The sequence below is a fragment of the Nostoc sp. genome (genome assembly GCF_036919575.1).
Lineage (GTDB): Bacteria > Cyanobacteriota > Cyanobacteriia > Cyanobacteriales > Nostocaceae > Nostoc.
On sequence record NZ_JBALBY010000068.1, the window covers coordinates 35,717 to 61,027 of the forward strand.

16 protein-coding genes are annotated in these 25,311 nt (G+C 44.1%); 10 read left to right on the forward strand and 6 right to left on the reverse strand.

Translation table 11 applies throughout. From position 1 onward, the window contains the following. The first annotated feature begins 170 nt into the window (after positions 1-170). Entirely contained in the window at positions 171-869 is a 699-nt protein-coding gene (locus tag V7K27_RS18620; RefSeq protein ID WP_334949566.1) for an HAD family hydrolase, read from the forward strand. A 29-nt stretch (positions 870-898) separates the two neighbouring features. Then, a complete protein-coding gene (gene glsA / locus V7K27_RS18625; protein ID WP_334949567.1) occupies positions 899-1,813 on the forward strand; it encodes a glutaminase A in 915 nt (304 codons plus the stop codon). Here glsA and V7K27_RS18630 read toward each other — a convergent pair. Beyond that, entirely contained in the window at positions 1,778-3,466 is a 1,689-nt protein-coding gene (locus V7K27_RS18630; protein WP_334949568.1) for a hypothetical protein, read from the reverse strand. The two genes, glsA and V7K27_RS18630, sit on opposite strands and share 36 nt — an antisense overlap. Before the next feature lie 608 nt (positions 3,467-4,074). On the opposite strand from V7K27_RS18630, the gene psaA reads away from it, so the two are divergent. The 5 genes from psaA (at position 4,075) to V7K27_RS18655 (ending at position 10,466) form a co-directional block, all read left to right on the forward strand. Continuing rightward, complete coding sequence (psaA, locus tag V7K27_RS18635; RefSeq protein WP_334949569.1) at positions 4,075-6,333, forward strand: photosystem I core protein PsaA; 2,259 nt, start codon at positions 4,075-4,077, stop codon at positions 6,331-6,333. 170 nt (positions 6,334-6,503) lie between these two features. Beyond that, positions 6,504-8,729: a photosystem I core protein PsaB gene (psaB, locus tag V7K27_RS18640; protein WP_334949570.1), complete on the forward strand. Its 2,226-nt coding sequence runs from the start codon at positions 6,504-6,506 to the stop codon at positions 8,727-8,729. Between the two features lie 153 nt (positions 8,730-8,882). After that, positions 8,883-9,638 carry a hypothetical protein gene (locus V7K27_RS18645; RefSeq protein WP_334949571.1) on the forward strand — a complete coding sequence of 252 codons (756 nt, stop codon included), beginning with the start codon at positions 8,883-8,885 and terminating at the stop codon, positions 9,636-9,638. A 40-nt stretch (positions 9,639-9,678) separates the two neighbouring features. After that, complete coding sequence (locus V7K27_RS18650; RefSeq protein ID WP_334949572.1) at positions 9,679-9,990, forward strand: hypothetical protein; 312 nt, start codon at positions 9,679-9,681, stop codon at positions 9,988-9,990. Then, complete coding sequence (locus V7K27_RS18655; RefSeq protein ID WP_334949573.1) at positions 9,984-10,466, forward strand: DUF7689 domain-containing protein; 483 nt, start codon at positions 9,984-9,986, stop codon at positions 10,464-10,466. Before V7K27_RS18650 ends, V7K27_RS18655 begins: the two co-directional genes overlap by 7 nt. Before the next feature lie 181 nt (positions 10,467-10,647). On the opposite strand, the gene V7K27_RS18660 is transcribed toward V7K27_RS18655, so the two are convergent. Together V7K27_RS18660 and V7K27_RS18665 are read right to left on the reverse strand one after the other, a co-directional pair. Beyond that, positions 10,648-11,694 carry a DUF1611 domain-containing protein gene (locus tag V7K27_RS18660; protein ID WP_334949574.1) on the reverse strand — a complete coding sequence of 349 codons (1,047 nt, stop codon included), beginning with the start codon at positions 11,692-11,694 and terminating at the stop codon, positions 10,648-10,650. Beyond that, positions 11,678-12,730 carry a dipeptide epimerase gene (locus tag V7K27_RS18665; RefSeq protein WP_334949575.1) on the reverse strand — a complete coding sequence of 351 codons (1,053 nt, stop codon included), beginning with the start codon at positions 12,728-12,730 and terminating at the stop codon, positions 11,678-11,680. The genes V7K27_RS18660 and V7K27_RS18665 overlap by 17 nt, the downstream gene beginning before the upstream one ends. 290 nt (positions 12,731-13,020) lie before the next feature. Between V7K27_RS18665 and V7K27_RS18670 the strand changes: the two genes are divergently transcribed. Then, positions 13,021-13,572 carry an NUDIX hydrolase gene (locus V7K27_RS18670; RefSeq protein WP_334949576.1) on the forward strand — a complete coding sequence of 184 codons (552 nt, stop codon included), beginning with the start codon at positions 13,021-13,023 and terminating at the stop codon, positions 13,570-13,572. Positions 13,573-14,019: 447 nt separating this feature from the next. Here the strand turns inward: V7K27_RS18670 and V7K27_RS18675 are convergent, their stop codons facing one another. From V7K27_RS18675 to V7K27_RS18685, 3 genes are all read right to left on the reverse strand, one after another. After that, positions 14,020-18,792: a DUF4912 domain-containing protein gene (locus V7K27_RS18675; protein WP_334949577.1), complete on the reverse strand. Its 4,773-nt coding sequence runs from the start codon at positions 18,790-18,792 to the stop codon at positions 14,020-14,022. Between the two features lie 789 nt (positions 18,793-19,581). Beyond that, a complete protein-coding gene (locus tag V7K27_RS18680; protein WP_334949578.1) occupies positions 19,582-20,712 on the reverse strand; it encodes a precorrin-8X methylmutase in 1,131 nt (376 codons plus the stop codon). Next, positions 20,709-21,725 carry an AAA family ATPase gene (locus V7K27_RS18685; protein ID WP_334949579.1) on the reverse strand — a complete coding sequence of 339 codons (1,017 nt, stop codon included), beginning with the start codon at positions 21,723-21,725 and terminating at the stop codon, positions 20,709-20,711. The genes V7K27_RS18680 and V7K27_RS18685 overlap by 4 nt, the downstream gene beginning before the upstream one ends. A 221-nt stretch (positions 21,726-21,946) precedes the next feature. Between V7K27_RS18685 and V7K27_RS18690 the strand changes: the two genes are divergently transcribed. Beyond that, positions 21,947-23,953 (forward strand): heavy metal translocating P-type ATPase, encoded by a 2,007-nt coding sequence (locus V7K27_RS18690; RefSeq protein WP_334949580.1) that lies wholly within the window; start codon positions 21,947-21,949, stop codon positions 23,951-23,953. A gap of 399 nt (positions 23,954-24,352) precedes the next feature. Beyond that, a complete protein-coding gene (locus tag V7K27_RS18695; RefSeq protein ID WP_334949581.1) occupies positions 24,353-24,778 on the forward strand; it encodes a hypothetical protein in 426 nt (141 codons plus the stop codon). Positions 24,779-25,311: the final 533 nt, after the last annotated feature.

Sequence of the window (25,311 nt, forward strand, 5' to 3'; positions counted from 1 at the left end):
GCTTTGAAATCTGCCTTTGACATTGGCTAGTAGTCTGTCAAATTCATTTTGACGGGTAGATAGACGCGATAAATCGCCGTCTCTACAGGTAATTTTTCCATCAATTATTTATTGACAGACTACTAGTAGCATAGGGATTGAAATTGCTTAGTTTCTTTTAGGAGTTATATATGGTTGGGGTAATATTTGATCTTGATGGAACTCTTTGGAATATATCTAGTATATGTGCAGATGCTTGGAATCAAGCAATTAAGATTGGTAATATTCCGAGAACTCCTATTACTGAGGATGATATTAATAGGGTAAGTGGTCTTCCTTTTAGAGAATGTATAAAAAATATTTTTCCAGATATAGAAGAGGAAAATATTGATAAGTTTTCTCTTTTAATAGAAGACTGTGAAAAGCAAGAGATAAAAACTAGAGGTGGAACTTTATACAAGGGAGTTTCAGAATATTTAGATACTTTGTCCAGTCAGTTTCCCTTGTTTTTAGTTAGCAATTGTGAGTATTGGTACTTACAGGTATTTCTTTCTATGCCTTTAAGCAGTAGTAATACAAACAAAACTTTTAGGGATATATTTGTAGACTCAGAGTGTTTTGGCAGAACTCAAAAACCCAAGGCTGAAAATATTATTGCAATCTGTCAGCGTAATAGCTTGAAAAAGGCAATTTATGTTGGAGATACAGAAAGTGATAGATTAGCAGCTATGAAAGCAGGGGTTGATTTTATTCACGCCTCCTATGGATTTGGTTATGTAGAATCAGCAAATTTAAAGAGTGCAGCTTCTTTTAGTGAAGTTGTCGATATACTGTTAACTCTTATCAATCTACCATCAGTAACGATAGAAAATATTACAGCGAGTTTATAAACTAGAAATGGTTTTACCGGATATCACTTTTGAAAAGACTTGACAGACTAACGACTACAGAGTTGTCAGCTTGGGTACAACAAGCGAAAACTAAAGCTGAACACGGAAAAGTTATCGATCGCATTCCCCAATTAGCTAAAGCTGATCCTGGTTGGTTTGCAGTTCACATCTGCTGTAAATCTGGTAAAACCATCAGTTTTGGGGATAAAGCTTGTGTTTTCCCGCTAATGAGCGTGATTAAGCCATTTTCTCTACTTTATCTGCTAGAACATTTTGGCGCAGAAACAGTTTTTGGGTGGGTTGGGGTGGAACCATCGGATGCACCCTTCAATTCTTTAGAACAATTAGTTAGCGATCGCGGCCACCCCCGCAATCCGATGATTAATAGTGGCGCAATTACCCTCTCTGATAAATTACCAGGAAAGGACGCTAATCAACGCACTTTTTTATTTTGTCAATGGCTCAACCAATTAGCAGGTTGCCAATTAAGGTTAGATCAGGTAATGCTGGCCTCAGTACGATTAACACCTTCAACAGCTAATCAAGCGATCGCTAATTATCTCGCCGAAGCCGGTCATCTAGAAAATATTGAAACAGCACTTGACACCTACGAGGAAATATGCTGTATATGTGGGCGAGTTGAAGATTTAGCCCTGTTAGGAAAACTCCTAGCTTTTGAAAATGGCTATTTGCTAGCACAAAACCGCCGGATTGTCAACGCTCTGATGTTAACTTGTGGACTATACGAAGCTTCTGCCCAGTTTGCAGTCAGAATTGGTCTACCGATGAAATCAGGGATTGGTGGTGGACTTGTAGCAATAGTACCAAGTGAGGGAGCGATCGCTTGTTACAGTCCAGCCTTGGATAATATCGGAAATCCTGTAGGAGCGATCGCATTTGTTGAAACTTTAGCGCAAGAGTTGCAGTTGAGTGTTTTTGGTTGATTCTGGTTTTTCTGAATCGGGAGCGGTTGTTCTAGGTAACAGCGTTGATTCAGGAGTTGGCGTAATTATTTCTGGTGCTGGAGACTCAATAATCTCTGGCAGCGTCGGTGGCAAACTAGGAGATGGTGCAATTGTTACTTGTGGAGTAGGTGTCTTGCCCGTTCGACGGTTGAAAAATCCGCCAAATCTAGATTTTGTTGGCTGAGGCGCAACTTTTTCAGGTAACGGCGTTGATTCAGGAGTTGGCGTTACCGTTGGCTGTGGTTCTAGTGTTGGCGTAATTATTTCTGGTGTCGGAGACTCAATAATCTCTGGCAGCGTGGGTGGCAAACTAGGAGATGGTGCAATTGGTGTTTGTGGTGTGGGGACTTTACCAGCCCCACGGTTAAAAAATCCACCAAATCTAGGTTTTGTTGGCTGAGGTATAACCTTTTCAGGTAACGGCGTTGATTCAGGAGTTGGCGTTACCTCTGGCTGTAGTTCTGGTATCGGAGACTCAATAATCTCTGGTGGTGTAGGGGACAAGGTGGGAGATGGTACAGCCGTTGGAACTTCTAATTTTGGTTGTTCTGGCTGTGTTTTGGATTCTTTTGGAACTTCAGTTTCAGGAATAGGCTGTTTTTCTACCTTCGGTTGTATTTGGGGTGTTTTTTCAACCGATGGCGTGGGTGTAGGTTTAGGTGCAAGCCTATAATTCGGGTCTACAATGCCGCGCACCTCATCTGCTGTAAGTTCTCCTCTGGTAATTTTCGACAGAGTATCTTTACCCTTTGGCTGGTAGTCAATCAATCTAACTGTAGTATTAAAGGCATTTTTGAGAGGATTTCCCTGGTTATCGAGAAATTCCAGTTTTACCCAGTTTTTTCCTGGACGGAAGCCTTTGAGATAAACTGCTTGCCAGCGATCGAAAATAAAGCTTTCACCATTAATTGTGGAACGGATGCGCCAATCACTAAATTCGTTGTTAGCGTTTTCCTTCCCGACGAGGTGGAGGGGCGCATTAGTTAGGAAAAAGTCCAGTAAGATTGGTTCTGTTCCGTAGCTACCTTGAGGATTGTTGTAAGTTAGCAGGGGTAGATTGCGATCGGGATTATTATCGTCGGTTTTGGTGAAGACATGAAATGTTGTCTGGGCATAAGCGCCTTCATTTTTGAAGCTTTCATCCCAAGGACGGGAGGCAAAGACGCGCAGGGTATGAGTACCTGGGGATAAGTCTGGCAAAACCAAGGGCTGATTCAGGTCGTAAACCGGAATATAAGGTTGATTATCCAGAATTACGTGTAGATGAGTCCCAAGTTGTAATTCTGGGTCTTTAAATATTGGTAAATCCTTTACCTGAAAGCTGGCTGTGACTTTGTTATCTTGGAAAACTTCATCAGGTTGTGGAGTAACAATTGTCACTTGTGGCTGATAAACTTCCAAAATCGATCGCAGTTCTTGAATAACAGCAGGTGGGGAAATTTCCGAAAATTGCTTGGAAATTTGAGAAATCTGTGGGGGATTTTCTCTATAGCCAGTAGATACTTCCTGGCTGCCAGCTTTCTCGCCACAGCTGGTCAAGCTTAATACCAGCAACAATGTCATTACCCACCTGAGAATCGAGAACCTCTCAGGGAGGAACTTTTCTAATACCCTTTTCTGCCACGAGTTCATGCGTTGCACCCAGCGATAGTCTTCGACAATTGACTAGATTATTTTGGCTCAAACTGTCCATAGGGAACATAGCCCAAAAGGTGAAATCTGCCTCACATCCAATAAGTGTTCCTGTCAGGACATACGCAAACAATAGCCGAAACCCTGATTTTTAGTAGGGGCAATTCATGAATTGCCCCTACAGCGTCTAGTGGAAATTTAAAAAAAATCATCTTATTTACAGCTTTTTACTTATGACAATTGAAATATGACACAAATATTCACGAGTAACACCAGTAAAAGCTGGAACATCGGCTACATAGAGCCAAACCATAAATTTTAAGAATTGTTATAGTTTGTAAATTAAATGGAGAATTTATTGACTTTTGGACAAAGAGTTTGAAGTTAAAAGCCAGATTACGCAGGAATTTCAGCAATATTCGAGCAAGTTTGAATTATTGTTAAAATATCTCCAACAAAGTACAAGTGAAGACTCTATAATTCAACGAGAAACAACAATCCACATCGGGTCTTCATCGCGGCTTCAGCAAAAAAATTCTGGAGTATGCGACTAAACTTTACTTTGTGGTATCCATGATTCCTCATTCCTGATCAAGAGAGGAGGTCGAATGACAATAAGTCCTCCGGAGCGAGAGGAAAAGAAGGCAAGAGTAATCGTCGATAACGACCCGGTTCCAACCTCATTCGAGGCATGGGCAAAACCTGGACACTTTGACAGAACCTTAGCCAGAGGTCCAAAAACCACCACATGGATTTGGAACCTGCACGCACTCGCCCATGATTTTGATACACATACAAGCGATTTAGAAGACATCTCCCGGAAGATATTCTCAGCCCACTTCGGCCACTTAGCCGTAGTGACAATTTGGTTGAGCGGGATGATTTTCCACGGCGCGAAGTTTTCCAACTACGAAGCTTGGCTAACCGACCCGTTGAACGTTAAGCCTAGTGCCCAAGTCGTTTGGCCTATTGTTGGACAAGACATTTTAAACGGTGATGTTGGCGGTGGTTTCCACGGTATTCAAATCACCTCCGGTTTGTTCCAAGTATGGCGTGGCTGGGGGATTACAAACTCCTTCCAGCTTTATGTAACTGCGATCGGTGGCTTGGTATTAGCAGGCTTATTCCTATTTGCCGGCTGGTTCCACTACCACAAACGCGCTCCCAAACTGGAATGGTTCCAGAATGTGGAGTCGATGCTAAATCACCACTTGCAAGTATTGCTAGGTTGTGGTTCCTTGGGATGGGCAGGTCACTTAATCCACGTATCCGCACCGACCAACAAGCTTTTGGATGCAGGCGTTGCTCTCAAAGACATACCCTTGCCCCACGAGTTCATCTTGAACAAAGACTTGTTGACCGAGTTGTACCCTGGCTTTGCTGCTGGTTTAGCACCTTTCTTCACCTTGAACTGGGGTCAGTATGCTGACTTCCTCACCTTCAAGGGCGGTCTGAACCCAGTAACAGGCGGCTTGTGGTTGACTGATATTTCCCATCACCATTTAGCGATCGCAGTCCTGTTCATCATTGCTGGTCATCAATACCGTACCAACTGGGGTATTGGTCACAGCATTAAAGAGATCCTAGAAAACCACAAAGGTCCTTTCACCGGTGAAGGTCACAAAGGTCTCTACGAAAATCTGACCACCTCTTGGCACGCTCAGTTGGCTACTAACCTGGCCTTCTTGGGTTCGCTGACCATCATCATCGCGCATCACATGTACGCGATGCCCCCCTATCCATACTTGGCAACTGATTACGCTACACAGTTGTGCATATTCACTCACCATATGTGGATCGGTGGCTTCTTGATTGTGGGTGGAGCGGCTCACGCTGCAATCTTCATGGTGCGAGATTACGATCCAGTTGTGAACCAAAACAACGTGCTGGATCGGGTAATTCGTCACCGGGATGCGATTATTTCCCATCTAAACTGGGTGTCTATTTTCCTCGGCTTCCATAGCTTTGGACTTTACATCCACAACGACACAATGCGCGCATTGGGTCGTCCTCAAGACTTGTTCTCTGATACAGGGATTCAATTGCAGCCAGTTTTTGCCCAGTGGATACAAAATATCCACGCCTTGGCTCCTGGTACAACTGCACCTAATGCCCTAGAACCAGTTAGCTATGTCTTTGGCGGCGGTATTTTGGCTGTTGGCGGAAAAGTGGCAGCTGCACCCATTGTTTTGGGCACAGCGGACTTCCTAATTCACCACATTCACGCCTTCACCATTCACGTCACCGTCCTAATTCTGCTCAAAGGTGTGCTATACGCCCGTAGCTCTCGTCTGATTCCAGACAAAGCTAACCTGGGCTTCCGCTTCCCCTGCGACGGTCCTGGTCGTGGCGGTACCTGTCAAGTCTCTGGTTGGGATCACGTATTCCTCGGACTTTTCTGGATGTACAACTCCATATCGATTGTAATTTTCCACTTCAGTTGGAAGATGCAATCAGATGTCTGGGGAACCGTAGATGCAGCCGGGAATGTGACTCACATCACTGGTGGTAACTTTGCCCAAAGTGCTATTACCATCAACGGTTGGTTGCGTGACTTCTTGTGGGCGCAAGCTACACAAGTCATCAATTCCTATGGCAGTGCGCTATCTGCCTATGGTCTACTCTTCTTAGGCGCTCACTTTGTCTGGGCATTCAGCTTGATGTTCCTGTTCAGTGGTCGCGGCTACTGGCAAGAACTGATTGAGTCCATTGTTTGGGCGCATAACAAACTGAAAGTAGCACCAGCAATTCAGCCTCGCGCTCTGAGCATTATTCAGGGACGGGCTGTAGGGGTAGCTCACTACCTCTTAGGAGGAATTGCCACAACTTGGGCGTTCTTCCATGCACACATCCTTTCAGTAGGGTAGAAATCAGCAGAATTGAGTTATGAGTTATGAGTGCTGAGTGCTGAGTTTAAGAAGTAATTTTTAGATTCAAAACTCCTAACTCCAGTAAGGACGCGATTAATCGCGTCTCTACTCCTAACTCCTGTAAAGCTGGTATTTGATGGCTAAAGGTCAGAGGATTTGTTTAACCTATGGCGACAAAATTTCCAAAATTTAGCCAGGATCTCGCACAGGACCCGACGACTCGTCGGATATGGTATGCGATCGCTACAGGCAACGATTTTGAAACCCATGATGGCATCACAGAGGAAAATCTTTACCAAAAGATTTTCGCAACTCACTTCGGTCACTTGGCAATCATCTTCCTGTGGGCATCCAGCCTCCTGTTCCACGTAGCCTGGCAAGGTAACTTTGAACAGTGGATTAAAGATCCCCTTCACATCCGTCCCATCGCCCATGCGATTTGGGACCCCCACTTTGGTAAACCCGCGATCGAAGCTTTTACCCAAGCTGGCGCTAGCAATCCGGTAAACATTACCTACTCTGGTCTATACCATTGGTGGTATACCATCGGAATGCGGACGAACGGCGAACTGTACAACGGTTCAGTGTTCTTGCTGTTATTCGCGGCTGTATTCTTGTTCGCTGGTTGGCTGCACTTGCAACCCAAGTACCGTCCCAGCTTGGCCTGGTTTAAGAGCGCTGAACATCGCTTGAACCACCACTTAGCAGGTTTGTTTGGTGTTAGTTCTTTGGCATGGGCTGGTCACTTAATTCACGTTGCTGTCCCCGAAGCTCGCGGTCAGCACGTAGGTTGGGATAACTTCCTGAATACCCCACCCCACCCAGCCGGTTTGACACCATTCTTTACAGGCAACTGGGCTGTTTACGCTCAAAATCCTGACACTCCTGCTCATGTGTTCGGCACATCCGAAGGTGCAGGAACTGCAATTCTGACTTTCTTGGGTGGTTTCCATCCTCAGACAGAAGCTTTGTGGCTGACTGACATAGCTCATCACCACCTAGCGATCGCAGTTTTATTCATCGTCGCTGGTCACATGTACCGGACAAACTTTGGGATTGGTCACAGTCTCAAGGAAGCCTTAAATGCCAAGAGTTTCTTTGGCATTCCTGTTGAAGGTCCGTTCAACCTACCTCACCAAGGTATCTACGACACCTATAACAACTCCTTGCACTTCCAATTGGGATGGCACTTAGCAGCGTTAGGTGTTATTACTTCCCTGGTAGCGCAGCACATGTACTCCATGCCTTCCTACGCATTTATTGCGAAGGACTACACAACTCAGGCAGCGTTGTACACGCATCACCAGTATATTGCTGGATTCCTGATGCTTGGTGCTTTTGCTCACGGTGCAATCTTCTGGGTACGTGATTACGACCCAGAGCAAAACAAGGGTAACGTTCTTGAACGTGTACTTCAGCACAAAGAAGCGATTATTTCCCACCTCAGCTGGGTATCCCTTTTCTTGGGCTTCCACACCCTTGGTTTGTATGTCCACAACGACGTAGTAGTTGCTTTCGGTACTCCTGAAAAGCAAATCTTAATTGAGCCAGTATTTGCTCAATTCGTCCAAGCTGCTAACGGTAAGGTACTGTACGGTTTAGACACCTTACTATCTAACCCAGATAGTATTGCTTACACAGCATGGCCAAACTACGCTAACGTTTGGTTGCCAGGTTGGTTAGATGCCATCAATGCTGGTACTAACTCCCTGTTCTTGACAATTGGCCCTGGCGACTTCTTGGTACACCATGCGATCGCTTTAGGTCTGCACACCACCACCTTGATCTTGGTCAAAGGTGCTTTGGATGCCCGTGGTTCTAAGCTGATGCCCGATAAAAAGGACTTCGGCTATGCCTTCCCTTGCGACGGCCCCGGTCGTGGCGGTACTTGCGACATCTCAGCATGGGATTCCTTCTACCTCGCTACATTCTGGATGCTGAACACCCTTGGTTGGGTTACGTTCTACTGGCATTGGAAGCATCTAGGTATTTGGCAAGGCAACGTCGCTCAGTTCAATGAGAACTCTACATATCTCATGGGCTGGTTCCGCGATTACCTCTGGGCTAACTCTGCTCAGTTGATTAACGGTTACAACCCGTACGGCGTGAATAACCTGTCTGTCTGGGCTTGGATGTTCTTGTTTGGACACCTAGTTTGGGCTACTGGCTTCATGTTCTTAATCTCCTGGAGAGGTTACTGGCAAGAGTTGATTGAAACCCTTGTTTGGGCACACGAACGCACTCCTCTAGCTAACCTAGTTCGCTGGAAAGACAAGCCCGTGGCTCTGTCGATTGTTCAAGCTCGTGTAGTTGGTCTAGCTCACTTCACTGTTGGCTACATCGTGACTTACGCCGCGTTCTTGATTGCTTCTACTGCTGGTAAGTTCGGTTAATTCGGCTGCTAGTTTTGTAGATAAGTAATAAAAATCCCCTGCCGCAATGGTGGGGGATTTTTTATGAAATCAATTTTGTAACTGGATTAGGTTAGGGATATAGTATGTATTAATTTGTATGTTTTGAAATATTTTTTGATGCAAGATTCGGAATTGTTAGAAAAATTACATCGAACTTGGGTTCAAGCTTTAATTAATGATTACTGGAACGACTATGCAGCAATTATTGTTGATGCTGAATTAGAATTTGACACTGAATGGGATGAATATCAAAATAAGTTGTCCACTTCAGGACTTTTAGTCTATCTGCCACTTCATCTCTACTCACTAGTCACAAAGGAAGAAAAAACACAGGAAATTCTCAGACATCATTTTGTGACCATTGCTTATGGTCACATTTGGGTTAATATGACTAATTTTCCCATCCACTACAGAGTTAAGTTACTAGATGTAGAAGAGAATTGGCAGAAGACTATTAAATTTCTGATAGCCAAATCAAAAGACTTGAATCAAGGACTTATTACAGAGAAAGCTTTTGCCCGAAAAGGTAGAGAGCCTATCATTTATAATGAGATGAAATTTGCGTCGCAGTCTGAAATTAGAATTGCACAAGAGTTAGAAGTGAAAGGTGTATTGTTCTTTCCACTACCTCTAGCTGTCAGGCATGAAACAGGTAATATTTATGAAGATCACCGGGAAGTAGATTTTTTAGTGTGTTTAGACGGAACATTCGGAATATTAGAGATTTCTTTTCACCCAGACAGGTATGAGAAGGATAAAGAAAAGGATGCTTGGTTTAAAAAATCAGGAATTCTCTGCGTTGAACACTACCCTGCGGAGAAATGCTACAACCAACCAAGGGCAGTAGTAGAAGAATTTTTGAGCTTTCTGTCTAAACACAAAAGGTAGACTGCGATCGCCTAAAATTAACTTAGTGATAAGCAGCAATATGGAAGAATTGCAAATCTCAGAAATAGAAGCTACGTTTACAGCGCTTGTTAAGCAATGGCGTGAAGAAACTTTTGGGATATCATCTACTAGCCAAATGTCGATGCACCCTGCATACCAGCAAATTATCGGCATGGGAAAACCTGTAATCCCACTTTTACTTAGGGAACTGGAAAATAAATCTGGACACTGGTTTTGGGCATTAAAATCCATCAGCAGAGAAGATCCTGTACCTCCAGAATATAGGGGAAAGGTAAAGGAGATGACTAAAGCTTGGCTAGAGTGGGGTCGGCAAAGAGGCTACACGTGGTAGGTAATAACGCTTGGGTTAAGTTTGTTACAGAAAACATTGAGCGTAATTATCCTAACCTCACTGTCTATGGATACAAACTTAGCAGTCCAGATACAATTGATTACAACTGTATTGCTTGGGCAGCAGAAGATGATGAAACATGGTGGTGGCCAGATATTCAACATCAATACTACTGGCCACCAGGTATTCCTAGAGAAGAAACGCTTGAAGCCTTTCAAGAAGTATATAAAATGCTTGGCTATGAAGTCTGTGAAGGTGATGTTTTAGAAGAGGGATTTAAAAAAATAGCTATATATACTAATTCCAATAAAATACCAACTCATGTTGCTAGACAACTACCTACTGGTAAATGGACAAGTAAGCTTGGATCGCTTGAAGATATAGAGCATAATAATTTACAAGGACTAACTGGAAATCCTGGTTATGGTAACGTTATCTGTATTATGAAAAAATCAATTCCAGCAAAAAAATTGTAGGTTGGGTGGAGGCTTTGCGTAACCCAACATCCTGATAATCAGTTGGGTTGCGCTGCGCTCCACCCAACCTACGTCTACGTCTAATGCACTATTTTAGCCTAGAGGGTCCCTACGTGCATTTCAAAAATCAAACACTAGTCCTATAGTATTATTGCACTACATCTTTGTTATTAACCAAAACCTAATTGTTCATCACTGCATCCAATAGCACATTGGCGTCAAAGCGCACGACATCGGTGCAAGGTAGCCCAGTTTCTGCGATGGTTTGCGCGATCGCTTCTTCAGCCGCAGATTCATCTAGATCGGCTGTGTTAAGTGCTATACCCACTACCGGAACACTTGCAAAGGCACCACCGGCACTAGCGACAGTTTCATAAAGCCGAATCACTTCTGGTAAAGGTGGAATTAGTACATGAGGATGATTACGTACATGAACTTGTCCCGCCCGATGTACCAACACCAGTTGGGTTGGTTGCGAACCACGAATCAGGGGTAGAGTTGCTGTTGAACCAGGGTGTAGCAGTGAACCTTGTCCTTCAATGTGCAAGATGTCGTAGTTTTTGCCATAGCGCATGATTATTTGTTCCACAGCACCGGCGGCAAAGTCTACCCGCACGGCATCTAAAGCCACACCGTCCCCTTCTAACATCACCCCAGTTTGGCCTGTGGCCAGGAATTTAGAACGCCAGCCCCGTAATTTTGACGCCCAATGTAACTCTAGGCTAGTTGACATTTTACCGATCGCCATGTCGGTTCCCACTGTCAAAACCCGCCGACAAGGAAGGGTGCGTGCTATTCCACTAGCAATACTTATATTAGCTGGCTCTTTCCGTACATCCCAAATCAATTGTCCTGGTTTGAGCAGTGCATTTAACTCTGGTATGTTTGCCATTGGTGTATGTAAACCATTCACCAGCGACATTCCAGCTTCTAGAGCGTCTTTGATTTCATGCCAATAATCATCTGGTATGACACCACCTGTTGGAGCAATGCCTATTACCAAAACTTCCGGCTTGTACTCCAGGGCTGCGGCTACCGATGCCACAATTGGCACATCACGCTTGATGCCTGTTAATTCTGGTAGGGATTTGCCAGCAGACTCGCGATCGATTACGGCTACGATTGGGGCTTCACTGTAGCGTAAAATTGCTAGCCCTGTTTTGCCGTGAGTCCCAGTAGTTCCTTCATGCAGCAAGATAGCTACTCGTTGATTAAGTGGTAGACGCACTCTGTTGTACCCCCAAACCTGGTAAATCGTTTGGCAAAACTTTTCCTTCTTTTAGCAATGCACCCGTAAAGGGATCATCGATTAAATTCAGGTGACTGTCTAAATCTAAATAATCAGCTAGTGGTGCTAGCTGTAATGCTGCTGTATTAGCTAGCGAACTGTCAGAATAGCAACCGAACATTACTTGCAATCCATACGCTCGCGCTGTATGTACCATTCGCATTGCCTCGGTTAGTCCCCCTGATTTCATCAGTTTGATATTAATGCCATCCACGTAATTTGCCAAATCGGGAATATCTGAACTTATGAAGCAACTTTCATCGACAAAGATGGGCAGGGGAGAGTTTTGTTTGAGTTTTGCTAAACTTGGTTCCTGCCCCCGTGGTAATGGCTGTTCTACATACTTTATACCTAAATCAGCCAGCCAATTGCACATAGCGATCGCATCTGATAAACTCCAACCCCCGTTGGCATCAACAAATAATTCTGGTAATGGTGCTTCTTCTCGCACTGCTAATAGCATTTTTTTATCTGCATCTATGCCATTTGGACTACCTAGCTTGACTTTGAAAAGGCGGACATCAGTAAATTGTAACCAGTCTCGCGCTCTCGCCCTGGCACCTTCAGGCGAATTAATCCCAATTGTGACTGAAGTCGGGACTATTTGATTGCGATCGAGTCCCCAAATTTGCCACAAGGGTAATCCGACGCGCTTACCCAACCAGTCGTGCATTGCCATATCCAAGGCAGCTCTTGCAGCAGAAGGAACCTGAGTTTGTGTTAAAACTTGCTCAATTTGCTGTCTCTGTAAGGGGCTGAATGTTTGCAATAGTGGCACAACTTGCTCTAAAGCATCTTTGATCGTATCAGTTGATTGCCGATGATTACCTACACCGAATGGCGATGCTTCCCCCCAGCCTTCGATGCCATCATGTGAGATCCGCACCCATACATTCGTTGTCTGTGCCGTTGTGCCGCGACTAATGGTCAACGGAAATCTCTTGTTGACTGTAAATAAATTTACATTTATTTGCATACTTATTCCGCATCTTATGTTATGACAAAAGTCAGTGTAAGTAGACGTAGGTTGGGTGGAGCGGAGCGCAACCCAACATATATCAGGATGTTGGGTTACGCAAAGCCTCCACCCAACCTACAATTTTTTTTGCTGTAAATAAATTTACATTTATTTGCATAGTTATTCCGCATCTTATGTTATATCAAAAGTCAGTGTAAGTTCAAAGTTTAGATTATCGGACGTGTCTGTTATACTTTTTTACATTCATTACAGAGTTTTTATCCAAAATTTTATTTGTTACTTAATTTATGATCAACTTAAAAAAATGGAAAACTTTAAAATCAAAAATGGTCTTAGATCATTACTGGTGTAAGGTCAGGCAAGATGAAATAGAATTGCCCAATGGTCAAATTATCGATGATTATTTTGTCAGTATTAAGCCTGATGTTGCGATGGTTTTACCTATAAATAGTAGTAGAGAAATTATTTTTGTCCGGCAATATAGACACGCCGTAGGTGAATTTTTATTAGAACTGCCAGCTGGGAATTTCGATCCCACAAAAGAGAGTGCAGAAGTAGCAGCAATTAGAGAACTGACAGAAGAAACTGGTTATATTCCCCAAGAATTTAGAAAAATCGGAACTCTATACGATAAGCCGAGTAAAGATACGAATCAAATACATTTATTTTTAGCAGAAAATGTGAGCCAAGTTGGAGAGCAACAACTAGATATTACCGAAGAGATTGAAGTTATATTAATTCCCGTAGAATCAGTTTTAGATAAAATTATTCAGGGAGAAATTTCTGTTGCCGGAACTGTAGCGGCTCTCTTCTTAGGTTTAAATTTTCTAAATTATTAATAATCTAAGAGTTAATTATTATGGCGATTCCCAAAATTCCAACCTTTGTCTTTACAGGAACTTCTGATACTTTCCTCAAAGTTCGCCCAAGTCATATCATGTCCGGGCAATTAATACCAATTCTGTATGAAGATGCGCTAAACCATAAGTACAAGAAAGAAAAACGAACCGCATTCGCGTTAGCGTCTCCCCTTGGGAGAAGGACGCAAAGGAGAGGCAGCGCGTTGCGGGGGTTCCCCCCGTTGTAGCGACTGCCGTCACAAAGAAAGAAAGAAAGAAAGAAGTTAAAAGGGTTTGGCGCAGCCTCACAAAGATATGGTATAAGCATAATCTGGAAAACCTCACTTCTATTTCTCTCTCCTAAAAGGAGAGAGACTTTGAATAACCCTCTCCCCATTCCCCCTAAAAGGGGAGAATAAGGTTAGAGGGGATAAATCAAGGTAATTACTAGCTTTCTGAAGTTTCCTGGGAGAACTTCTTATGGATAGTTCTAGTCGATTCCCCATCAGCAGCTACCGTTATCAGATAGTCCATTAAACCATCTGAAAAGGGGAGACGTAAGTGGAAAGTACCATCGGGTTTGATTTTGATGGTATGACCACCAATGTTTACGGTTGTGTTTGGTTGGGTTGCTCCGTGAATAATCAACTCAGCATCTGCCACAAACCAAAAATCTTCCTGAGCATGACTGAAAACCCGAACATTAGGTGAACGGGCGATGAGTAACCAACGATCGCTATCAGCAATATAGCCAATTTCAACCATGTAGTCGCGATCGCTGACGGGAATAGCCACGAAGCGATCGCGTGCTACCTCTTCACATTCATATTGCTGGACAAGCTGCGGACTTTCATAACTCAAGTCAATCCCAGTCACATCGTATAGCCGCACTACCAATTGGGAGCCGCCCTGTTGTTGCAGCGCTTCGTTCTGAGTCTTGGAAATGTACCAAGAGACATAAGCCCATTTGGGAGTGCGGGGTGTCACCACAATACTGCTCTCTTCTTCACTACTATTTTCTTGGCCATCTACCAAGCCAATAGCTGTTTCGCTTGTTAACGCTACATTTTCAACTGTGGGATCTGGATGGACAGGACCGAAGACATGAACGATCGCAGAACGGGCGATGAATAACCAGCCATCGCCATCAGCGACATAGCCAATTTCAGCTCTGTAATCGCGATCGCTGACGGGAATTTCCACAAAGCGATCGTGTGCTGTCTCTTCACATTCATACTGCTCGACAAACTGAGGACTTTGAGAACTCAGGTCTATCCCAGTCACATCATAGAGCCGCACTACCAATTGAGAGCCGCCCTGTTGTTGCAGCGCTGCTTTTTTAGTTTCGGAAATCTTCCAAGAAACATAAGCCCACTGGGGAGTGCGTTGTCTGAGGACAATACGGCTCTCTTCTTCACTGCTCTTTTCTTCTACATCTACCAAGCCAATAGCTGTTTCGCTTGTTAACGCTACATTTTCCACTGTGGGATCTGTTGTGGGATCTGGATGGACAGGATTGAAGACACGAACGATCGCAGAACGGGCGATGAATAACCAGCCATCGCCATCAGCAATATAGCCAATTTCAGCTATGTAATCGCGATCGCTGACGGGAATAGCCACAAAGCGATCGTGTGCTGTCTCTTCACATTCATACTGCTGGACAAACTGAGGACTTTGATAACTTAAATCTATCCCAGTCACATCGTAGAGCCGCACTACCAATTGAGAGCCGCCCTGTTGTTGCAGTGCTGCTTTCTTAGTTTCGGAAATCTCCCAAGAGACATCAGCCCACTGGGGAGTGCGCGATGTTAGCACAATACGGCTCTCTTCTTCAACTGTGGGATCTGGATGAACAGAACTGAAGACACGAACGATCGCGGAACGGGCGATGAATAACCAGCGTAGTTTACCGCCTTCGGCATCGCCATCAGCAACATAGCCAATTTCAGCTATATAATCGCGATCGCTGATGGGAATTTCCACAAAGCGATCGTGTGCTGTCTCTTCAGATTCATACTGCTGCACAATTTGGGGACTTTGATAACTCAAATCTATCCCAGTTACATCATAGAGCCGCACTACCAATTGAGAGCCGCCTTGTTGCCGCAGCGCTGCTTTTTTGGTTTCGGAAATCTCCCAAGATACATGAGCCGATGTCTCAGTATGCGGTGTCAGCAGAATACTGCTCTCTTCTTCTGCATCTCCCCAATCAATAGTTGTTTCATCCCCAATCGGCACATCATCAACGATGGGATCGGGATGAACAGAACTGAAGACATGAACGATCGCGGAACGGGCAATGAGTAACCAGTGTTCGCCATCAGCGACATAGCCAATTTCAGCTATGTAATCGCGATCGCTGATGGGAATTTCCACAAAGCGATCGTGTGCTGTCTCTTCAGATTCATACTGCTGGACAATCTGAGGACTTTGATAACTCAAATCTATCCCAGTTACATCATAGAGCCGCACTACCAATTGAGAGCCGCCTTGTTGCCGCAGCGCTGCTTTTTTGGTTTCGGAAATCTCCCAAGAGACATGAGCCGATGTCTCAGTATGCGGTGTCAGCAGAATACTGCTCTCTTCTTCTGCATCTCCCCAATCAATAGCTGTTTCATCCGCAAGCGGCACATCATCAACGATGGGATCTGGATGAACAGAACTGAAAACATGAACGATCGCGGAACGGGCAATGAGTAACCAGTGTTCGCCATAAGCGACATAGCCAATTTCAGCTATGTAATCGCGATCGCTGATGGGAATTTCCACAAAGCGATCGTGTGCTGTCTCCTCACATTCATACTGCTGGACAATCTGAGGACTTTGATAACTTAAATCTATCCCAGTCACATCATACAGTCGCACTACTAATTGAGAGCCGCCCTGCTGTTGCAGCGATGCTTTTTTGGTTTCGGAAATCTCCCAAGAGACATGAGCCGATGTCTCAGTATGCGGTGTCAGCAGAATACTGCTCTCTTCTTCTGCATCTCCCCAATCAATAGCTGTTTCGGCTGCAATCGGCACATTGTCAACTGTAGTATTAGGTTGTCCTTGGGCATCTGATGCCAAAGTGGTAGCCCAGGCTCCAATCCCTGCGCCTGCTGCTAAAGCCGCAGCAGCAGCAAAATCTGTGGAGTCAGCTTCAGCAACACCTTCCCCAACAGTCGGTTCTGCTTGCGATTCCTCCTCTAGCAAATTGAGAGTGGGTTCGGCCTCGTCCGCGACCACATTCAAGGCATCTTCTGGGAATTCTGGCAAATCTAGCAGTGAGGCTGTTTCTGCCTCTGACGGTTCCACATCGGCTGCCAGTTCGCCAGACTCTGATAAAGACAATTCATCTACTGAGGCTGTATCATCAGTTGAGGTGATACTCTCTAGCCAGTTCAATTCTGCCTGAAGTTCCTCATCTATCCGATCTTCACTAACTTCTGTGTCCCAATATCCAAAATCAGATGTTATTTCTGACACATCTGGTAATTCCGGGAGTGGGGCTGTCACGTCAGATGAAGGCAGTTCCACATCAGATGTCTCTTCTGGAAGATTAGCCAGGTGAGGATATGAATTATTTACTACGGCTGCCGGGGCTTCTATCTCCCATGCAACTTGATCGGACTCAGGAGGGTTTGTCTCCATATAATTATTTAGCTCGACTGTATCATCAATCGCGTCTTTTTCTGTTTCTTTGTTGCTAAAAGCAGACCAGGTAGTTGCCCCGATGCCCGTTGCTAGAGCCGCACCACCCGTTAAAGCTGCGGCTCCCAAGTTGTTATTTTCTGATCCATTAGTAGCTACGCCTGATGTTGTGCCTTCATAGAGGTTAGAAGTACCATTAGTTGCCTCTTGTACGAAATTTGATGTCCCCTGAGTCGCGTTCTCGGTCAGGTCGGATTGTGTTTGAGCATAGATGTTGAAAGGAGTGCGATCGGGGGTTTCTTGCTCTTGAAAGTGCGGTACTGGCTGTTCCTCATGCATTGCTCCGTTACCAGAGTGAGCTGTGCTGGCATTTAGCGCCGCCGTTTCTCCATCTTCTGTACTGGGTGGATGAGGATTTGATTCTGGTAAGTTGTCTGTTTTCTCATCAGTAGGCAATGGGCGTTTTACCACAACCCACCATAGTAACCCTCCAGCTAGAGGAATAAAAAACAAAGGTAGCAGCAACCACAATGGTGTTTTCTTGTCTACAATTGGACTCTTTTGTTCAGGAGCAGCCACAAAGGGCTGATCGCCAAATACAGAAGTCGCACTAGGGGAAGGCGTAGCAGCAGGTGTTGTCTGGACACTAGGGGAAGCCGTGACAGCAGGTTGTAATACGCTGGTTGCGATCGCTTCTGCTTCAGTAGTTCTAGCTTGTTCTATAGCTTGTTGTCCTGGGGGTGCCAGGGTAAAGCCGAGAAAATCTACTGTGGTTAAGCTGGGATTTTTTTTGTAAACGTAAACTAAAGGTTGCGAGAAAGGATATTTAGGATCGCTTGGCAAGGTTTGATGTAATTGCAGAACTCGCACATCTTTTAACTTTGACACCTGATTAGCTAACACATAGCTGATGCCGTCTTTGCCTAGTTGTTTGACGATTTCTGCGGTATTATCCTCAGTTAGTTGGGTAGCATTGCTTCCTGTAGTAAAGTTAGCACCCTTGAAGGCTGGATAAGCACGGAAAGTCTCACGAGTATCGCTCGTGTTCGGGCGATCGATTACCCGAATCTTCCCTGGAGTCCCTCCCAGTTGTGACCAATTTGTAATTGTTCCCCGGAAAATACGGGCGAATTGTCTACTGGTCAAGCTTTGTTTGAAAGGATTATCTGCACCAACCACGATCGCAATTTTCTCACGGCGCAAGCGAACTTGCTCTAGTCCTTGGGCTTTTTCTGCTGGTGTCAATCCACGCCCGATTGCTGCTATGTCAATTTTGCCATCTAATAAATCTTTCAGTGCCGTATCAGTGCCGTTAGCAGCAATTTCAACCTTTGTGCCAGAAAACTGTTTTTCAAAACTTTCTTTCAGGCTTTGGTTGATTGGGGCCAAGCTACTTGAACCGTCAATCCGCACTGTCGTCCCATTCTGCACCGTTTGCGGCAGCGAAAAAGAGGGAGCTTCAGGTTTAGATTGTGCCAGCATCGGTGCAGATCCCACCAGAGTTGCTGCGATCGGGGTCGTAGCTAAGGCAACCCATAATACCAGCCTGACTATTGAAGTATCTTTTTTTTCTTGTTGCCACATATGCCCTTGATTAAAGTAAAAAATAGAAAGCCTGCCAATCCTAAGTCGCTCTCTTTTTAAAGATTATGGAGGAGACGCGCTAATTATACATCTGAGTTATCTTTAGTTCTAATTACTTCTAACGCACTTACGTTGATTTATACTTCGCTGTAGGTTGTATAGCATGATAATTTATATTCTTAATTGTCCGACTAATTGTAGTCTTTGTGCGTTAAAATGAGCATAACAGGAAAGGTAATCAACCTGTATAAAAACCCAACTGCCTAGCGGCAATCTGAACCTTGAAAACTGAACGGCAGTTGCTCTACTTGGGGAAACCCTAAGACCGCACTGCCTCATCTATGCGGTTCTACTGCATTTTTCTAGTTTCCTCCTAGCAGTAAGTAAAAGATTCATAGGAGCTAGACGACTCAGAATTGTGAAACAAATTGTTTCAAGCTAAACAGGACTTGCAGCAATGCAACTACCGAGGGGCACTCGGAAAGTTAACGCTTGTGGAGAGTCCCACCTCTGGGCTAGATAACGCAAGGAATCTAGTTTAAGTGGTCTCGTTGAACCAAGAATCCCTGTATCTTTAAACCAGGGAGTGTCAAATTGCAACTTATACCAAGTTAGTCCCGCCCGCAATTATGAATTATTGAATAACTAAAACTGGTAAAGTGTAGCAAATTCAATATTATTTAACAATATTATTTTCAGTAGTGCTGAGTTCTGAGCCAGTGTTGAGTAGTGAGTATCCTCCTGTCTAAGGGATTTGCAACAATTGTCCCTGAACTGAGTACTCATTGTTCAGTACTCAGCAGAATCTACTACATCTTTGAGATAACAATGACAATCTGGCTTATCAATCAGTGACTCCACCAAGGCATTTAGGGCAGTTGCAGCTAAAGCGCCACCTCCCAAAGTCCCTTCAACTGTAATATAAGGTATCGCTTGTTGCATCAGTTGTCGCTTGGCTGCGGGAGCATGGCTAAAGCCAATGGGCATTCCAATTACTAATGCGGGCTGAATTTTCTGGTTAGCGATCGCAATTGATGCTTCCAGAAGTACTGAGGGAGCATAACCAACTACCAGCACGCAACCCTGACTTACTTGCTGCAATTTTTCTCGCCATTCTCGATGTTGCCAAAATGCAAGTTCCGCCTCTGTAGCAGTGGTAATATGGGGGTTATCAATTAAGGTTTCAATGTGGCATCCCAAGTGAAGTAATCGGGTTTGATCCAAAGCAGCAGCAACCGTTTGGGTATCGACTACAATTTGACAACTTGAAGATAGGGCTTCTCGACTAGCTGCGATCGCACCTCGACTCAATTTGATAAAGGATACCAAACTGACATCGCCAGAAGCCAAAACCAATTGAGAAATTAAGTGCTGTTCAATTTCCGAACGGTTAGACAAATCAGGTAGTAAACGTTGTAGCGATTCGGTAAAAGCTTCCGAGTGGGTATGAATTTCGGCATCCAAGCCACTCCAGAGATTTTCCAATCCCCCCAATCCGGCTTGAGTTTCGACATCGAGTAACTTGAGTTGCGCCAAAACTTCCGCCTGGATAATTTGACAATGGCGATCGCGCCCCAATAATCCTTCTAATGCTGATGCAGTTTGCCGCAATTGGGAAATTTGTTGCATCACCGCCCGATATTGCTGCTGAAGTTGTCCCATGAGGTTAACAGTTGTTTCGGCTTCTGGTTCCACCTCCAAAATCTGACGGATATGGTTTAGCTGAAACCCTTGCTGCTTGAGTGCGACAATCCGTTGCAATCTGAGAACATCTTTTTTGGTGTAGAGACGGTAATTGCTGCGCGATCGCACTGGTTGCGGTAGCAGTCCCAATTGATGGTAATGTCGCACCATGCGCGGAGTTAAACCGCCGCCAACTGCATCGGTAAGTTCTTTAATAGTTAAGCAACCAGCATTCATAAGTTATTTAATAACGGTAAAAGTCTTTGTAACTCTTCACAAGCCGCTTGAAGAGATGGCGGTGCCTTTTCATCTAAACTCCCTTGAGAACATTGGTTTGCTAATTGTTCAACACCGGGTTTACAAATTGCCTCATTTTTAGGGAATTTTGGATATTTGGATTTTTCTGCTTCTTCTTCAACAACTTCTCCTGTTCGTAAATAATGTATCCAAGTTTCGATATTTCTTTTGGGCACGAAGATTGCTATTTTCTCATCAGGCTTACGAATGTTTGTTTTATCTTTATCTGTTGAAAATCTTAATTTTAGAGTTCGATAATTTTCACTGAACTGTTCAAATTTAAAACTTACAAACCCATCTAATATATTTTTTAGAATGTTCATCAGTTCAGCAACTTTACCCTGATCTTGGGAAATGTAGCGATACCAAGAAACAAAATTTTCCATTCTCGAAGTTAGATGAATTTCTTCCTTTTCACTGCCCTCAAGCATAAGACTAGGAATAATTTGTACAATAATGAATCGCTGCATACGTTTTGTGAACCAGGCCAACTTTGTACTGTCACTATCTCCCGTAAATAACCATAGGAAAGATCCTAATGGTGAAGGAAATGGAGCTTTTGCGACCTCTTCATAATCATCGCTAAAAAGTTGAACTTCGCCACCCTCAGACTTCAGCAAAGCTTGATTATTAAACCAGAGATGCTCATATTCAACATGACTCTTATCTTGATTATGTCTAATAGCAAATTCATATTTATAACTACCACCATTTCCAGCAATTTCTAGCTCAAAACGCTGAACTTGCAAAGTCTGCCAGCGAGTACAGTCAGCAGATTTAAAAATCCCTTCTACTTTTTCGTCACCATTTACAAAAGTTTTAATTTTCCGCAAAACCTCAAAAACTGTTGATTTACCTGTTCCATTCCCACCAAGAAACAGGTTAATCGAGTCAAAATTCATCTCAAAATTTACCAAGCCGCGAAAGTTATCAATATATATTCGCTTTAGCATAGATTTTTTCTCCTAGTGCAATTTTAAACGTAACAGTTAAATAGTCTCATTTACCCACATCCCCCTCTTTAAAAACGCTCCAATAACATATACAAAGATTTTACTTTGCGTACCTCTGCGCTTCCCTCAGCGCCCCTTTGCGTTTCAAAATCATTATAAACCTTGACATTAACATTAATGTCAAGGTTTAAGGTGAGAGAGTCCCTGTTAATTCACCTCTCATGCTCTACCCCCAACGTTTCACCCAATTCACCAGAGAACACGCAGATACAGTAGCAGCCCTTTTGTGTGGCTTACTGCTATTTCTCGGATGGTTCGCCTTACATCTTGGCGCTTTGGGATTGGCATTGCTACTGCTACCTGCTGCTTATGTGATTGGTGGTTACGAAAGTGCGCGGGAAGGATTGACTACCCTTTTCAAAGAAAAAGAACTCGATGTAGATTTGCTGATGATTGTGGCGGCCATTGGTGCTGCTAGCCTTGGCTTATGGCGAGGAGAATATCATCTAATTATTGATGGGGCAATTTTGATTCTCATCTTTGCCATCAGTGGCGCATTAGAAGGCTATGCAATGGCGCGAACTGAGCGGAGTATCCGCAGTTTGATGAGCCTGACACCAGATACAGCAAGGGTTTTACATCACGGAAGGGAAGAGGAAGTTTCCATTAGTCACCTAAAAGTAGGTGATGAGATTGTCGTCAAACCTGGAGAGCTAATTCCGACTGATGGAATAATTTTATCTGGTTACAGCACCCTCAATCAAGCTGCAATTACAGGCGAGTCTTTACCTGTAGAGAAAACAGTCGGTGCAGAAGTATTTGCCGGCACACTTAACGGCTATGGTGCATTGCAAATTAAGGTACACAAACCAGCGCAAAGCAGTTTAATTGTGCGTGTAATTCGCTTGGTAGAACAGGCAAAGACTCAAGCACCTCCTTCGCAAGAGTTTATCGATCGCTTTGAACGAGGATATGCCAAAGTCATTGTAGTAGCTGGGATATTACTGGCAATTTTGCCGCCATTTCTTTGGGGTTGGGATTGGGAAACGACGATTTATCGCGCCCTTACCTTCCTGGTGGTAGCTTCTCCCTGTGCGCTGATGGCGGCAATTATGCCCACGCTGCTTTCGGGAATCGCCAATGGTGCAAGACAGGGGATTTTGTTTAAGAATGGGGCGCAGTTGGAGAAGATTGGCAAAGTTAGAGCGATCGCATTTGATAAAACTGGTACTTTAACAACAGGACAGTTGCAGGTATACAAGGTAATTCCAGCTAGTGAATACACTCACGCAGATGTATTAAAAGCCGCAGCTAGTGTAGAATCTTCTTCAGAACATCCCATCGGCAAGGCAATTGTGCAGGCGGCTGGTGAAACAGTTCGAGTCTTGGCGGTTCCCGTCGAGTCGAAACTGTTGAACCCGAAGGGTGATTTAAATTGGGTTGGTGCAGTTCAAGTGCAAGCTATACCTGGACAGGGAATTGTCGGAATCGCCCAAGAACAAGAGATAATTGTCGGGAATGCCGTTTTTGTGCAAAAGTATGTCACAAATTTACCTGAAGAATTGCGAGAAATGGCTCAATCTTTAGAGCAAGAAGGTAAAACTGTGGTTTGGGTAGCGAAGAACCCCACCCCCAACCCCTCCCCGCTTGCAGGGAGGGGAGCCGGATTTGATGTGATGGGTGTAATTGCGATCGCAGATGAAGTAAGATCGCAAGCAGCCGCAACCATTACCCGGTTAAAGAAACTGGGAATTGAGCAAATTGTCATGTTAACCGGGGATAATCAGGAAACTGCTCACAGTGTCGCCAAAGCAGTCGGAATTGATCGAGTATATGCTCAACTTTTACCAGAAGATAAGCTGGATGTGATCCGCCGTCTACAGCAAGAATATCAAACTGTGGCAATGGTAGGCGATGGGATCAATGATGCACCAGCCTTAGCGCAAGCATCTGTAGGTATAGCGATGGGAATATCTGGGAGTGATGTGGCATTAGAAACCGCAGATATAGTTTTGATGGCAGACAGGTTAGAAAAAATTGCCGTGGCGATACATTTGGGTAGGCGATCGCAAGCCATAGTCAAACAGAATATATTCGTAGCGTTGGGTTTTATTATATTGCTTTTGGTGGGCAACTTTCTGGGAAATATTAACCTACCTATTGGCGTCATTGGGCATGAAGGTTCCACAGTGTTAGTTACCCTCAGTGGTCTAAGATTGCTCAAATAAACCACTCTTCTCTCTTTTCGGGAAACCCACTATTAGCGCCTGGCTCACCACTTTGGCACATCTTTCGATGAGTTCATAAATTTCGGCGGGGTGAGGTTTTTTCTTATAAACAAGATTCTTGCTCCCTCTCCTTGGTAAGGAGAGGGTTGGGGTGAGGTTTTACAAGGCTTTTTACACTCATTGAGATGCTCCCTGTAGAAAGTCAGAAAGTATCACAGACAACAAAACTTTTCTCAATCACCGCACTCAAGAAAACTTTTCGAGTTAGTCAACATTGATAGGATTGATTCAAAGACTTGTGGAATCTGCTCTTCCTAAACAGACTAGACTTGCATAAATTTCTATCAACAACTTGCGACTCACATCATGAACCGCTTTACCTCAATTTTTCTGGCCGGCTTGATAGCATCTGCTTCAGCTTTGGCTATTTCTCCAAAAGCTGATGCGAAAGCACCAGTGTCTTATCTTGCTGAGTTAGATAACTACAGCTATCATCACAACGATGATGATAACCACGAACGTGAGAGTCGTTACCATAGAGATGGTGATTATGAGCGCGAGAATAACCTTCGCAACATTCGTGACAATAACTATCGCTATGAGCGGGAGAATAATCGCCGCTATGACCGCGATAATAACTATCGCTATGAGCGCGAGAATAATCGCCGCTATGACCGCGATAATAACTATCGCTATGAGCGCGAGAATAATCGCCGCTATGACCGCGAGAATTATCGCCGCTATGACCGCGAGAATAATCTTCGCAACATTCGTCGTGAAAATAACCTTCGTTATGAGCGCGAACGCGACTGGGGTCGTGGTTAATCCATCCGCGTTGATTATCAAAGACTCATTAATGGCGTTCTGAGGTTCATTAATGAGTATCAAAGACTCATTAAGGGACTTCAAAGAAATAAATTATCCATCTTGTGGGGTGGGCAGGAAAGCCCGCCCTGAATATAGGACGGGTGAGGACACCCATCCCACAAGAAAATTTGGGATGTTTTTTTATTTGTCAGTCCCTAATGGAGTTCCAAGCTCCATTAATGAGTATCAAAGCCTTGTCAACGAATTTTTGAGTTTAAATTTTTGATCCCATTTGCTCTAGCTGTCTAATCCGCTCCATTTGCAGCAGATTCCACTCATCATCAGAAAAAGGTGTGCTAAACCAGGCATCTAATATAGGACTTACGCAGTGTACAAATGCATCATGATATGCAGTAGCTAAAATAGGTTGTTTCAGGCTTTTATTAACTATCCTGCGATCGTAAATAGACCATGCTGTAGGGGCACAGCAATGCTCATTGGTGTCAACTTAAGACGATAAAGCCCATATTTGTTGGGTGTAAGCGTCAATC